Raw genomic sequence first — 14,266 nt, 5'->3', positions numbered from 1 at the left:
CGGTTTTTTTATGCAAGTAGACTCTTTGATTTATTAACGATACTTTGATGTTCTAATTTATCCTAATGATTTTCTATAGTGTGGATAATAGTATTATCCGGTGAGTATTTAATGTACACGTGGTATGATTTAATCTACTATTATTAGATAATCTTAACAGGTTATCTACTTTAAAATAGCGCACAATTGGTATAGTAATTTAATTGTTAATTGTGTAAGATTTGCCCCATTTTAGTGGTATAATACGTAATATCATTCACCCGTTTGATCCAAATATTATCCTTATCTGGTTTGATTCAACTCTCATTAATTTATTATGAATAAAAAGATATTTGCTGTAGTTTTGCTTATTGTTGTTACGATTTCAATGACAATTTTAATTCGTTCGCATAATAGCCAACTGGTATTACAAGGTGAGGTTGATGCTCCTAACGTTAGCGTATCATCTAAAGCTAAGGGAAGAGTCACGGTTATTAATGTTAGTCGAGGTGATAATGTTAAGATTGGTGACCTTTTAATTACCTTAGACAGTCCAGAGCTATTAGCTCAAGTCAAGGCTGCAGAAGCGTCAAGAGACCAAGCTAAGGCTCAACTTGAACAATCTGAGCATGGAACTCGAGAAGAGAGTATTCGCTACTACGAAGCCTTACTTGCTCAGGCAAAAGTGACTTATGAAAATGCCTCAAAAGAGTATAATCGTAATAAAACTATTTCAGGTAAAGGTTATATATCTCAGTCTGTTTTAGATAGTGCTTTAAAATCACGAGATGCAGCTTATCAACAAGTACAATCTGCACAAGCTACTTTGGATCAAGCCTTACATGGTGATCGCGCAGAGCAACGACAAATTTATGAAGCTCAACTACAGCAAACTGAAGAGAATTTAAAACAGCTTACGATCCAATATGATGATCTACTACTTAAATCACCCGTTGATGGTGAAGTGGGCTCTATTCCTGCTGAAGTTGGTGAACTGTTTAATGCAACAAGTCCTTTGATTACCGTTATCCGGCAATCTCAAGCCTATTTTGTTTTTAATATACGTGAAAATATTTTGGTCAACATTCATAAAAATGATCATGTTTTATTAGAAGTTCCAGCGCTTGGTGATAAAAAAATTGAAGCTGAAGTTCGTTATATAGCCCCTATGGGAGACTATTCTACGAAAAGAGCGACAAGGGCAACTGGCGATTTTGATTTAAGAACATTCGAAATTAGACTCTACCCTATAGAGCCAGTTAAGGATCTTCGCGCGGGCATGAGTGTTTTATGGAAGTTAGAGCAGTAGTCATTCAGTTTTTCAAGCGTTTTAAGGCAGCATTTAATGATGAAATGCCTTTTATCTTCAGACGCTTTACTTTCCATTGGTTATTATGGATGATGCCATTAATGGTATTTACCTTGATTAGTAGCATTTATTCTAGTGGCGTATTATATGATTTACCGGTCGGCTATATTGACCAAGATAAAAGTGTTTTATCAAGGGAAATTATTCGAGATCTTGATGCAGGAGCTCATGCTCAGCTAATCGATTACGGTGACTCACTAAATGATGCTGAAAAAAGTTTAGCGCAAGCTAAAATTTATGCACTATTATATATACCCGCTAGTTTTGAAGCAGATGTCTTGTCTGGTAAACAGCCGACCCCTATTTTGTACTACAATGCCTTATATTACAGTGCTGGATTATATTCAGTGATGGATTATTCAGGACTTATTGCAGAACTAAACAGCCAGTACCGCGGGACCCTTGTAACAAAAATGGGGTTATCAATGCCTAAGTTGGCTAATGTGACGTTCAATTATGATGGATTGTTTAACGCCAGCGGTAATTCTATGTATTTCCAGCAATTCTCAGCTACGGTGCATTTACTACAACTTTTTGTTGTGACGATGACTATTCACATTTTAGGTAAGTTACCTCGGCGGACGAGGCCAAATTATCCATTTGTATTAGGTAAATTAGCGCCATATACATTGTGGTATACAATGTTACTAATTTTCGAGATCGCATTACTCGTCTTTTTCTCTCAAGCTCATGTATCTGGTAATCCCTTCGCGATGCTAGTTGTTGCCTTTTTTTACGTTATTGCGGCACAAAGTTTAGGTATATTATTATTTAGCTATACTCGTTCAACAATTGACGCTTATTCATATATCGGATTATTAGTTGGATTAGCACTTACTTACTCAGGGGTTGTTGTTCCAGAGTTATCGATGCCTGAAATCGCAAGAGCTATTTCATCTATTGAGCCATTGACCTATGCATTAAACACTCTTTTCGACCTATTTATAAGACATACTAATTTTTTCTCTGTTATTAAGACATGTCTAATTTTAATGATCTACCCAATCATTATTACTTTACTTGTAAGAAAACGTTTAGTAAGACGCTTAAACAAGGAGGAGGTCATATAATGTTTAAAATGTATTGGGCTGCTTTTGTTAGAATTACATTACGATTTTTGACTATACCTAAATGGTTATTCTTACTTGTTTCGGTTAGTTTAATGAGCTTAGTTTATAGTAATGGTAGTGTAATTAATTTACCGGTTGCCGTTATTGATCTTGATCACTCCGCCTCAAGTCGTCAATTAATTAGAGAGCTTGCAACGAGTGCAAAAGTAAATATCACCACTTATGAAAGTTCATTAGATGCTTATGATGATATTAATGCCCGAAAACTATTTGCCGTCATTACGATCCCAAGGAATTATGAAAAGCGATTATTTAATGGTGAAAATGTCGTTATTCCTGCCTATGGCGATGCTTCAAGTCGGTTAGCAAATGGTCAAATTCAACAGGATCTAAAATCCATTTATCAGCAGGTATTAACAAACTATAATACCAATATTATGCGTAATAGTGGCTTTACTCCAGTACAAATTAATGTCGCACTTTCACCGATAAAAAGCCAGACAGATCCGTTATTTAATCCAGGTATTAGTTTTGCCGCGATCACATTCCCTGGCTTATTAGTGATGCTATTACAACATTCATTATTACTTTCTTCAACACGTACACATATAGCGCTAAATTCCTTACCACAAGGTAAACCACCTAAAATCATATTTATTGGTAGCCTTTCTGCCTTATTACCCATTTGGTTATTTCTCTCGATCGTACTATTTGGTTTATGGCCATGGATTTTAGGTTATCGCCAACTAGCCACTTTGCCTCAAATTTTATTAATGACATTGCCGTTTCTATTTGCTGTAATGGGATTAGCTAAATTATTAACAGAGTGCTTAAGAAGTGTTGAAATGATCTATTTAACGCTAGCATTCCTAACCACACCTGTCTTCTATCTCTCTGGTACTGTTTGGCCACTACATGCCATGCCTTTTTGGGTACAATGCGTTTCAAAATTATTACCTTCTACTTGGGCTGTAAATATGATCGCTAGTGTAAATCAAATGGGACTAAGTATTTCTGATAATATTTTTAATTTGTTTATGCTCATGGTATTAGGTATATTCTATTTTTCAGTAGGTATATTTATTTCTGCATTACGAGAAGGTCGTATACGTCAAATTCTTGGCTATCGACATGTAATTAGACAAAAGTTAACCCGATAGAAAATGATTATTGGCACTTTTTGTATGGATACCAAGAACAGATCATACAATAATTTGAACTCATTTATGTTTAATCAATAATTTATTGAGTTAATTTTGCCATACTATTACATTTGACGGTATACTAATTAAATTGATACTGAATTTTGGAGTCTACTATGAACTTTGATACATCTGTACTTTGTGATTTTTACCCTGAAGATATAAATGTTGTTGAGCCAATTTTCACTAACTTTGGTGGAGTGTCCGTTTTCTCAGGTCAAGTGGTTACAGTCAAATGCTTCGAAGATAATGGATTATTATATGAAGTGTTACAAAATGACGGTACAGGTAAAGTGCTTGTGGTTGATGGTGGTGGCTCAACAAGAAGAGCTTTGCTAGATGGTGAGCTTGTTGATATTGCAATTCAAAATAGTTGGCAAGGCATTATTATCTATGGTGCAGTAAGACAAGTCGATTATCTTGCTGATGTTGAAATTGGCATTCAAGCTATTGCCGCAATTCCAGTTGGTGCTGAAGATCAAGGTATTGGCGAAACAGATATTAAAGTCAATTTTGCAGGGGTTACGTTCTTTTCAGGTGATTTTATTTACGCTGATAACACTGGCATTATTTTGTCTGAAATCGCTTTAGAATATAATATGGAATAAGAAAATATGAAATAAAATCATATAATGATTTTATTTCATAATTTTATTTCTAACCTATAATAATGAAATTTCCTGCTTAGCTTGTTCGATAGCTTTATTTTTTAGTTCTTCACTAATATTAATTCCTTCAGCACGGATATATTTTATATCAGTAAGCCCAATCAGGCCTAATACAGCTTTAAGATAAGGTTCTTGATGATCTATAGCATCAAGTGGGGGAGTGCTATATATACCGCCACGGCTAGAAACAATAATGACGGGTTTATTGTTAACTAAACCTTTTGGCCCTTGTTCTGTGTAACTAAATGTTAGGCCCGCTTGGCAAATCTGATCAATCCATGTTTTTAATCCGCTGCTAATACTTAAATTATGCATAGGCGAACCGATAATCACAAGATCGGCTGATTTTAGCTGCTCAATTGAAGTTAAAATTTCATTATAGATATTTTTCTGTTCATCGGTTAGTTTTGATGTATCTTGAGTTCTTATAGCAGTTATTACATCTAGTGTTATGTGGGCAGGGGGATGATTACCTAGATCTCTTTCTACAATTGAAATTGTGTTATTTTTAGTTTTAATATGATTAATCAATTCATCAATTAATAAATTTGAAGTAGAAAAATTATTGAGAATGCTTGATTTTAGACAAAGAATATTCATTATGTCATCCTTTTAATTGTTTAGTAATATAACGACAAAATTATTATACATAATAGTTGAGTTATTTAGTAGGTTATTTAGTGAGGTTGGTGTAACAATTTGTGCGATACAATTTTTGATGAGTAAATAATGATATTGCAATACTTGTCGAATAGGTCTGATTTTTAATATAACTGCGTCGCTTTATTATGTTGTAGCTAAAGTTAATTAAGTCATTTTAAAGTAAGTTTAGGTAAATTTATTTATTGATAATAAAAAAGGCCGCATAGCGACCTTTTTAATGCAATACAAATGTGATTAGATTACTTAATAACCTTAGCAACCACACCCGCACCAACAGTACGTCCACCTTCACGGATAGCAAAACGTAAACCGTCATCCATCGCGATTGGGTGAATTAATGATACTACCATCTTGATGTTATCGCCTGGCATTACCATCTCTACGCCTTCTGGTAAAGTGATTGTTCCTGTTACGTCAGTTGTACGGAAGTAGAACTGTGGACGGTAACCTTTGAAGAATGGAGTATGACGTCCGCCTTCTTCTTTACTTAAGATATACACTTCTGATTCAAAATCAGTATGTGGCTTAATTGTTCCCGGTTTCGCTAGTACTTGACCACGTTCGATATCTTCACGTTTAGTTCCACGTAATAACACACCTACGTTCTCACCTGCACGACCTTCGTCAAGCAATTTACGGAACATTTCAACACCAGTACACGTCGTTTTTACTGTCGCTTTGATACCAACAATTTCAACTTCTTCACCAACTTTTACAATACCACGCTCTACACGGCCTGTTACTACTGTACCACGACCTGAGATTGAGAATACATCTTCAATTGGTAATAAGAAAGGTTTATCAATGTCACGCTCTGGCTCTGGAATGTAAGAGTCTAAGTAACCTGCTAATTCAATGATTTTTTCTTCCCACTCTGGCACGCCATTTAACGCTTGTAGCGCTGAACCACGTACTACTGGTGTATCATCACCTGGGAAATCGTATTGAGATAGAAGTTCACGCACTTCCATTTCGACTAATTCTAATAACTCTTCATCATCAACCATATCACATTTGTTTAAGAATACGATGATGAAAGGTACACCTACTTGACGACCTAATAGAATGTGTTCACGCGTTTGTGGCATTGGGCCATCTGTCGCGGCTACTACTAAAATTGCACCATCCATTTGTGCCGCACCTGTGATCATGTTTTTAACATAGTCAGCATGGCCTGGGCAGTCTACGTGTGCGTAGTGGCGAGTTGGTGTATCATATTCTACGTGTGAAGTATTGATAGTAATACCACGTGCTTTTTCTTCCGGTGCATTATCGATTTGATCGAATGCACGTGCGCTACCGCCGTATTTTTTTGCTAATACTGTTGTGATAGCCGCTGTTAAAGTTGTTTTACCATGGTCAACGTGGCCGATTGTTCCTACGTTAACGTGGGGTTTTTTACGTTCAAATTTTTCTTTAGACATTTTTATGTTCCTTTATTAAAACCACATCTCTCAATTAAATGAGAGATGTATTAAAAGTTAAATTATTATGCTTTACGCGATTCAATAATTGTTGTTGCAATGTTATTTGGTGCTTCATTGTACTTCAAGAACTCCATAGAGTATGAAGCACGACCTTGTGTTTGTGAACGAAGGTCTGTTGCATAGCCAAACATTTCTGAAAGAGGTACTTGCGCACGAACAGTTTTACCTGTTGCAGTATCATCCATTCCTTCTATCATACCGCGACGACGGTTTAAGTCACCGATAACGTCACCCATATAATCTTCAGGAGTTTCAACTTCTACTTTCATAATTGGTTCTAAAAGAGCTGGTTTCGCTTTCATAAAACCGTCTTTAAATGCCATTGATCCAGCAAGTTTAAATGCAAGTTCAGATGAGTCGACATCATGGTAAGAACCATCAAACAAAGTAACCTTAATATCAACAATTGGGTAACCTGCAAGAACACCGTTTTTCAACTGCTCTTGAACACCTTTATCTACAGCAGGAATGAACTCTTTCGGGATCACACCACCAGAAATATCATTGACAAACTCGTAGTTTTTCTCTGAGCCAACTAATGGTTCAATACGTAACCATACGTGACCATATTGACCTTTACCACCTGATTGTTTAGCGTGTTTATATTCCGATTCCACTTGGTTACGGATTGTTTCACGATAAGCTACTTGTGGTTTACCGATATTTGCTTCAACTTTAAATTCACGGCGCATACGGTCAACAAGAACATCTAAGTGTAACTCACCCATACCGGCAATAATCGTTTGTCCTGACTCTTCATCAGTATGAACACGGAATGATGGATCTTCTTGTGCTAATCGTCCTAAAGCAAGCCCCATTTTTTCTTGGTCAGCTTTAGTTTTTGGTTCAACAGCTACCGAAATAACAGGCTCTGGGAACTCCATTCTTTCAAGAATGATAGGTGCATTTTCAGCACATAAAGTATCACCCGTTGTGACATCTTTAAGGCCGATAGCCGCTGCAATATCACCAGCACGCACTTCTTTAATCTCTTCACGTTTATTGGCATGCATTTGAACAATACGGCCAAAACGCTCACGACGTTCTTTTACAGAGTTAAGAACAGTATCGCCTGAATTAACAGCGCCTGAGTAAACTCGGAAGAATGTTAAATTACCAACAAATGGGTCAGTTGCAATTTTAAATGCTAATGCTGAGAATGGTTCTTCATCACTTGCATGACGTTCTGCTGGTTGACCATTTGGTAACTCACCATTGATAGCAGGAACATCTGTTGGTGAAGGAAGATACTCAACAACAGCATCAAGCATAAACTGAACGCCTTTGTTTTTAAACGCACTACCACAAGTAACTAAAATGATTTCACTTGCAAGTACACGTTGACGTAATGCTGATTTGATCTCTTCTTCAGATAACTCATCACCATTAAGGTATTTTTCCATTAGCTCTTCGTTTGCTTCTGCAGCTGCTTCAACTAAGTTTGCACGCCATTCTTCAACTTGCTCTGCCATATCAGCTGGAACATCTTCATAAGTAAATGTTACGCCTTGATCTGCATCATTCCAGTTGATTGCTTTACGTTTAAGTAAATCAACTACACCAGTAAATTTTTCTTCCGCACCAATAGGTAATACAAGTGGAACAGGAACTGCTGCTAAACGTGTTTTAATTTGTTCAACAACACGTAAGAAGTTAGCACCCATACGGTCCATTTTGTTTACAAATGCAATACGAGGTACTTTATATTTATTTGCTTGACGCCATACTGTTTCTGATTGAGGTTGAACACCACCAACAGCACAGTAAACCATTACAGCACCATCAAGAACACGCATAGAACGTTCTACTTCGATAGTAAAGTCAACGTGTCCTGGGGTGTCGATGATATTAACACGGTGTGGTTCAAATTGTTTAGCCATACCAGACCAGAACGCAGTTGTAGCTGCTGAGGTGATAGTAATACCACGCTCTTGTTCTTGTTCCATCCAGTCCATGGTTGCTGCACCATCATGAACTTCACCAATTTTGTGACTAACACCGGTATAAAACAAAATACGTTCAGTAGTTGTTGTTTTACCTGCATCAATATGTGCACTGATACCAATATTACGGTAGCGTGCGATAGGGGTTGTACGAGCCATATTAATCCTCTGCTTTAGGGTCGTTGATTATTTATATCATTGTTTGTTACTTATAGCGTATAAACGCTATAAGTCTTAATTCAAATGACTTGAATTACCAACGATAATGAGCAAACGCCCTATTAGCTTCAGCCATACGATGAACGTCTTCACGTTTCTTAACTGCAGTGCCTTTATTTTCAAAAGCATCTCCAAGTTCGTTCGCTAGGCGTAAAGCCATTGATTTATCACCGCGTTTACGTGCTGCATCTACAATCCAACGCATCGCAAGAGCATTACGACGAACAGGACGTACCTCAACAGGTACTTGGTATGTAGAACCACCAACACGGCGAGATTTAACTTCTACAGTTGGTCTTACGTTATCTAATGCAACTTCAAAAGCCGCTAAATGGTCTTTCCCGCTACGCTGTGCAAGCGTATCAAGAGCTGAATATACAATTGATTCTGCGACAGATTTTTTACCATCTATCATTAAAATATTTACAAATTTAGCCAGTAATTCTGAACTGAATTTCGGATCAGGTAGAATCTTTCTTTGACCGGCAATGTGACGACGTGGCATTGGAATACTCCGTTTTCTTTCTATTAAGTATAATACTTAAATTTATTTCAGGTTTACCCAAAACTCAAATGAGTTAAATGGAATTATAAAGTTTGGCCTTACTTAACGGATAACCATTAAGCCTTAGGTCTTTTCACACCGTATTTAGAACGTGATTGTTTACGGTCTTTAACACCCGCACAGTCAAGCGCTCCACGAACAGTATGGTAACGAACACCTGGTAAATCTTTAACACGACCACCGCGAATTAAAATTACGCTATGCTCTTGTAGATTATGGCCTTCACCACCAATATAAGAGGTAACTTCAAAACCATTAGTTAAACGAACACGACATACTTTACGTAGTGCTGAGTTTGGTTTTTTAGGTGTTGTAGTATAAACACGAGTACAAACACCTCGTTTTTGCGGGCATGCTTCTAGAGCAGGAACATTACTTTTAACTTCCTTTAGTGCTCGAGGTTTGCGTACCAGCTGATTAATTGTTGCCATTAACAAGCTCCTGATTTTTCTATAATTTAAAAAAATAAAATTAAAATTGCTTCTTAGATACGTAAAAATAACTGTACCCAAAAACTCCATAAATATAGGTTTTGGGTCGCAAGATTCTAGTCCTCAAGTGAGCTAATGTCAAGTTTTTGCTTGTTATTAACTAGAATATTCTACTGATTTTATTCTATATAGGTTTATAAAATAGTAAATAAGGTTTACCGTAAAATCGCTGTCATAGGTGAATATTTTCTCATGCCGTATCGGCAATTTAATTATATAATAATTTAAATTAATGAATAATCAATGTTGGCATTAACTAAAGCTGATATTGCAATCCCAACACATTGTTGGAAAAATTCACCGAATAGAGCAAGGTGAAAAAGCGCTTGATTGATAAAGGATATTAATATGCAGTACCTAACTGATCTTCATATGCATACTGTAGCAAGTACGCATGCTTATAGCACGATGCAAGAATATATCGTGCAAGCAAAAGCTAAAGGATTAAAGCTAATTGCGATAACTGACCACGGTATGGCTTTAGGTGATAGTCCACATCGTTGGCATTTTGTAAATATGCGAATTATTCCCCGCATTATCGATGGAGTTGGTATTTTACGAGGGATTGAAGCCAATATTTTAAATATAGAAGGTGATATTGACTGTGATGATGGTATGTATCGAGAACTTGACCTAGTGATTGCCGGCTTTCATGATCCCGCACTAGGACCTGACAATATTGATAAAAATACAGAGGCTTTAATTGCGACGATTAAAAATCCCAAGGTAAATATAATTAGTCATCCAGGTAATCCGAAATATCCGATCCATATATATGATGTTGCAAAGGCTGCTAAAGAATACCAAGTGGCACTTGAAATTAACAATTCATCATTTATTTCTCGCAAAGGGAGCGATGAAAATTGCCGTAAAATTGCAATGGCAGTAAAAGAGGTTGGCGGTCTTATTTCCTTCGGCTCGGATTCTCATATCGCCTATAATGTTGGGAGTTTTGAACATTGCTTAGAATTAATTAAGGACGTTGCATTCTCTCCTGAGCGTATTATTAACCGTAGCCCTCAAGCGGTAATAGAATTTTTAGCAATTAAAACAGGTCGTTATATTGAAGAGTTGGCATCATTATCGTAGGTTTTGGAAGAATGAATTTATGCTAAAATAGGGTGTTACAACAATAAAATAACGAATACACAAGATGAGTAAATACTGAATAAGGTGAGGAGTTAGCCCGCCTTATTCAGTATCAGAATTAATGGCCAATAAAAATAAATTTTAATACAAAAAGCACTGCAACGGCGATAACACAAATATTTAGATGTTTAAATTTACCTGTAAATGCTTTTAATACCACATAAGAGATAAAACCAAGTGCTACACCTTCAGTAATAGCAAACGCAAATGGCATCATAAGTGCAGTGATAAAAGCAGGGGTCGCTTCAGTTAAATCGTGCCAATCAACTTTTACTAGGCTTGACATCATTAAAATACCAACAAAAATCAATGCCCCAGATGTTGCGTAGCTTGGTACGATATGCGCGAGTGGAGAGAAGAAAATTACCAATAAAAATAAGATCCCAACGACTACCGATGTTAAACCCGTACGGCCACCCACTGAAACACCCGCAGAGCTTTCAATATAAGTCAGTACTGATGATGTACCAAATAAGCCACCGAGAGTAGAACTAAAACTATCGACTAATAAAGCTTGACGCATTTTAGGAAAACGCCCTTTACTATCCGCAATTCCCGCTTTGTCTGTTACCGCTAAAATTGTACCTGACGAGTCAAAAAGGCTTACAATCATAATCGAGAAAATAATCCCCGTCATACCAATATTTAATGAACCGACCAAATCAATATGACCAACTACGGTTGTTACGTCAGGTGGTAGCGAAACAATTCCTTCATAATGAATATTAGGATCAAGCCATAATCCAAGTACTGAGACTACTAAAATAGAAATTAATACTGCAGCATGAAAGTTACGTGATGCTAAAATAATGATAATGAAAAACCCAAGAGAACCTAATAATACAGGAAGAGATAAAATATTACCCATTGTCAATAAAGTTGCAGGAGAGGATTCAATTAATCCCATATTTTTAAAGCCCATAAAGGCAATAAATAAGCCGATCCCCGCACTAATTCCTGCTCGTAAGCATGATGGAATATTCGAAATTAGCCAATGACGCACTTTAAATAACGATAAAAGGAAAAATAGTAAAGAGCCCCAAAAAATTGCCCCCATACCAACTTCCCAAGAGTATTTAGAACAAATGCTAAATGCTAAAAAAGCATTGAGCCCCATTGCCGGTGCAAGTGCAATAGGTAGGTTCGCAGCAAGTCCCATTAAAATTGAGGCAAAAGCAGTAACTAAACAGGTTAGTACAAATACAGCTTTTTGATCCATGCCAGTTACACTGAGAATTTCTGGATTAACAAAAATAATGTAAACCATGGTCAGAAATGTAGTACCGCCGGCAATAATTTCTGTTCCAACTGTTGATTTTTTTTCTTTCAATTGAAAAATTTTGTCAATTAAAGTACGACGTTCATTAGATTGTATATCACTCATAAATAAACCTAAATTAAAATGAAATAAATAACCCCGCCATTATTAACAGATTTTGAGCGAGGTCAAGGAATATAATTAGATAGGGCTTCCATCGCCTTCAGGAAGATTGGCATTAATAGGAATATTAATTTTTTTCTCTTTATCTGCGTCAAGGTCTGCTATTTTAGCTTCATCAGCATTATCGGCTGTGGGTTCTAGATGCATTAATCCTAAAATATGTTTAGCGATTTCTTCTTCACCAGTAATCACTCCCGTCGCGCCATGCTCTGCAATATATTCAGCCTCATCATCATAGAAAGCACGAACATAAATAGCGAGATCAGGTCTTGCTTTGCGCGCTTGTGAACAAATTTCACCGGCTTCATAGCCGTTTGGCGTTGAAATTATCAACCAACGAGCGGTTTCAAGTTGAGCAAGCTCTAAGGTTTCTGGTTTTGATGCATTACCAAAAACAGCAATTACACCTTCATTGCGTAGTTGTTCTATCAATGTTAATGAATTATCTACCACAACAAGGGCAATATTACGGCTTTTTAATTGCCTTGCAATGGTACTACCCAATCGCCCATGACCCACTAAAATAGCGTGATTTTTTAGGCCCTGAGGAATTAATTGATTCGTTACCGCAAGAGGATCAATGATTTTATCGACAATATTTTCTGTTCTAGATAAATAATGTTCAACTAAATTAAAAATAAATGGGTTGATGACAATAGATATAATAGCCCCAGCTAAAATTAAGCTATAAGCTTCGTCAGGGAATACACCAAGTAATTTACCTAAAGCGGCTAAGATGAAAGCAAACTCACCAATTTGAGCAAGGCTTGCTGAGATAGTTAAAGCTGTACGTTTAGTATGACCAAATATTCGAACAATAAAATAAGCAGCAATCGATTTTCCAAAAATAATTATTATGACAGTTGAGAGTGTTGCTAACGGATATTCAATCAAAATATGTGGATCAAATAGCATACCAACAGAAACAAAGAACAGTACGGCAAATGCATCTTTTAATGGTAAAATATTATGCGCGGCTCGGTGGCTTAACTCTGATTCAGTTAAGGCCATACCAGCAAAGAATGCCCCTAACGCAAATGACGCGCCAAATAGTTGCACTGCTGCAAGTGCGATCCCAAGTGCGATCCCTAAAACTGATAATGTAAATAATTCTTCAGAACCGGTACTTGCACTTTTAGCAAGTAACCAGGGAATAACTCTTCGACCAACGATTATCATAAAAACAATAAATATAATAACTAAGCCGACAGTTTTGGTAATTTGAGTGACAATATCCCAAAAATTAATATGATCATTATCGCCCATCATAGTGACAATAGGGGGAAGAAGCACTAATGTTAATACCATTACAAGATCTTCAACAATTAGCCAGCCAATTGCGATCCGGCCACGTTTGCTTTCTATTAACTCTCGCTCTTCAAGCGCCCGCAATAATACAACCGTACTCGCCGTTGATAAGCAAAGGCCAAAAACTAACCCCGTGGTCATTGACCAGCCAATGATTGAAGATAAACCGATACCGAGTAATGTTGCAACGGTTATTTGTACTATAGCACCAGGAATAGCGATAGATTTTACGGCAAGTAAATCTTTGATAGAAAAATGCAAGCCAACAGCAAACATCAACAAAATCACCCCAATTTCGGCTAGTTGACTAATGATCGCAGTGTCTGCAACATAACCAGGCGTTGCTGGGCCAAATATAATTCCTGCAATTAAATAACCAACTAAAGGTGAAATACGTAATCGATGGGCCAACATGCCTAAAATAGCGGCTAAAACAATTCCGCCAATAATTGCTGCAAGTAACGGTCCTGTATCATGCATTCTCACCTCCTTAACGTTGTGCTACATCTGTATTAATTGACGTTAGTTTAGCGTATTTTTGCTTTATTTTGTTAAATATTTTGAAATTTTAGACAAAGTTAAAAATATAGATAGGGAGAATAGCCATTAATATGCGCTATTATTTTTATATTGCGATGATAATGATATCAATTAATATAAAGAATTACTCAATTTAGGGAATTAATACTATTTTCGTTTAATTGCAATAAGT

At 36.6% G+C, this 14,266-nt stretch carries 11 protein-coding genes and 1 pseudogene; 5 read left to right on the top strand and 7 right to left on the bottom strand.

The genetic code is table 11. The features are described 5' to 3' along the window. Positions 1-316 precede the first annotated feature (316 nt). The 4 genes from RHO14_12325 (at position 317) to rraA (ending at position 4,228) form a co-directional block, all read left to right on the top strand. On the top strand, positions 317-1,288 hold the full coding sequence (locus tag RHO14_12325; GenBank protein ID WVD71116.1) for an efflux RND transporter periplasmic adaptor subunit: 972 nt from the start codon (positions 317-319) through the stop codon (positions 1,286-1,288). Then, positions 1,270-2,418 (top strand): ABC transporter permease, encoded by a 1,149-nt coding sequence (locus tag RHO14_12320; protein WVD71115.1) that lies wholly within the window; start codon positions 1,270-1,272, stop codon positions 2,416-2,418. Before RHO14_12325 ends, RHO14_12320 begins: the two co-directional genes overlap by 19 nt. Next, positions 2,418-3,578 carry an ABC transporter permease gene (locus RHO14_12315; GenBank protein ID WVD71114.1) on the top strand — a complete coding sequence of 387 codons (1,161 nt, stop codon included), beginning with the start codon at positions 2,418-2,420 and terminating at the stop codon, positions 3,576-3,578. Before RHO14_12320 ends, RHO14_12315 begins: the two co-directional genes overlap by 1 nt. A gap of 158 nt (positions 3,579-3,736) precedes the next feature. Next, positions 3,737-4,228: a ribonuclease E activity regulator RraA gene (gene rraA, locus RHO14_12310; protein WVD71113.1), complete on the top strand. Its 492-nt coding sequence runs from the start codon at positions 3,737-3,739 to the stop codon at positions 4,226-4,228. 54 nt (positions 4,229-4,282) lie between these two features. Here rraA and RHO14_12305 read toward each other — a convergent pair whose 3' ends face one another. From RHO14_12305 to rpsL, 5 genes are all read right to left on the bottom strand, one after another. Continuing rightward, positions 4,283-4,888: an NAD(P)H-dependent oxidoreductase gene (locus RHO14_12305; protein WVD71112.1), complete on the bottom strand. Its 606-nt coding sequence runs from the start codon at positions 4,886-4,888 to the stop codon at positions 4,283-4,285. Between the two features lie 302 nt (positions 4,889-5,190). After that, positions 5,191-6,375: an elongation factor Tu gene (gene tuf, locus RHO14_12300; GenBank protein WVD71111.1), complete on the bottom strand. Its 1,185-nt coding sequence runs from the start codon at positions 6,373-6,375 to the stop codon at positions 5,191-5,193. Between the two features lie 65 nt (positions 6,376-6,440). After that, positions 6,441-8,540, bottom strand: a complete 2,100-nt coding sequence (gene fusA, locus RHO14_12295; protein ID WVD71110.1) for an elongation factor G — start codon at positions 8,538-8,540, stop codon at positions 6,441-6,443. Between the two features lie 94 nt (positions 8,541-8,634). After that, positions 8,635-9,105, bottom strand: a complete 471-nt coding sequence (gene rpsG, locus RHO14_12290) for a 30S ribosomal protein S7 (protein WVD71109.1) — start codon at positions 9,103-9,105, stop codon at positions 8,635-8,637. A 116-nt stretch (positions 9,106-9,221) separates the two neighbouring features. Continuing rightward, the gene (gene rpsL / locus RHO14_12285; GenBank protein ID WVD71108.1) at positions 9,222-9,596 is read right to left on the bottom strand and encodes a 30S ribosomal protein S12; all 375 of its coding nucleotides are present in this window, start codon (positions 9,594-9,596) and stop codon (positions 9,222-9,224) included. A 408-nt stretch (positions 9,597-10,004) separates the two neighbouring features. On the opposite strand from rpsL, the gene RHO14_12280 reads away from it, so the two are divergent. After that, a complete protein-coding gene (locus RHO14_12280; protein WVD71107.1) occupies positions 10,005-10,745 on the top strand; it encodes a phosphatase in 741 nt (246 codons plus the stop codon). A 118-nt stretch (positions 10,746-10,863) separates the two neighbouring features. Here RHO14_12280 and RHO14_12275 read toward each other — a convergent pair whose 3' ends face one another. Together RHO14_12275 and ybaL are read right to left on the bottom strand one after the other, a co-directional pair. Further along, complete coding sequence (locus tag RHO14_12275) at positions 10,864-12,189, bottom strand: NCS2 family permease (GenBank protein ID WVD71106.1); 1,326 nt, start codon at positions 12,187-12,189, stop codon at positions 10,864-10,866. A gap of 195 nt (positions 12,190-12,384) precedes the next feature. Further along, positions 12,385-14,034, bottom strand: a pseudogene (gene ybaL, locus RHO14_12270) (YbaL family putative K(+) efflux transporter). Positions 14,035-14,266: the final 232 nt, after the last annotated feature.

Source organism: Orbaceae bacterium lpD04, from assembly GCA_036251935.1.
Taxonomy (GTDB): domain Bacteria; phylum Pseudomonadota; class Gammaproteobacteria; order Enterobacterales; family Orbaceae; genus Orbus; species Orbus wheelerorum.
This window is presented reverse-complemented; position numbering and strand designations above follow the sequence as displayed.

Bases quoted from the DNA above. Each gene is read 5' to 3' on its own strand.
- RHO14_12305 (WVD71112.1), bottom strand. From the start codon at position 4,888: ATGAATATTCTTTGTCTAAAATCAAGCATTCTCAATAATTTTTCTACT.
- RHO14_12325 (WVD71116.1), top strand. From the start codon at position 317: ATGAATAAAAAGATATTTGCTGTAGTTTTGCTTATTGTTGTTACGATT.
- RHO14_12320 (WVD71115.1), top strand. From the start codon at position 1,270: ATGGAAGTTAGAGCAGTAGTCATTCAGTTTTTCAAGCGTTTTAAGGCA.
- fusA (WVD71110.1), bottom strand. From the start codon at position 8,540: ATGGCTCGTACAACCCCTATCGCACGCTACCGTAATATTGGTATCAGT.
- RHO14_12275 (WVD71106.1), bottom strand. From the start codon at position 12,189: ATGAGTGATATACAATCTAATGAACGTCGTACTTTAATTGACAAAATT.
- rpsL (WVD71108.1), bottom strand. From the start codon at position 9,596: ATGGCAACAATTAATCAGCTGGTACGCAAACCTCGAGCACTAAAGGAA.
- rraA (WVD71113.1), top strand. From the start codon at position 3,737: ATGAACTTTGATACATCTGTACTTTGTGATTTTTACCCTGAAGATATA.
- rpsG (WVD71109.1), bottom strand. From the start codon at position 9,105: ATGCCACGTCGTCACATTGCCGGTCAAAGAAAGATTCTACCTGATCCG.
- RHO14_12315 (WVD71114.1), top strand. From the start codon at position 2,418: ATGTTTAAAATGTATTGGGCTGCTTTTGTTAGAATTACATTACGATTT.
- RHO14_12280 (WVD71107.1), top strand. From the start codon at position 10,005: ATGCAGTACCTAACTGATCTTCATATGCATACTGTAGCAAGTACGCAT.
- tuf (WVD71111.1), bottom strand. From the start codon at position 6,375: ATGTCTAAAGAAAAATTTGAACGTAAAAAACCCCACGTTAACGTAGGA.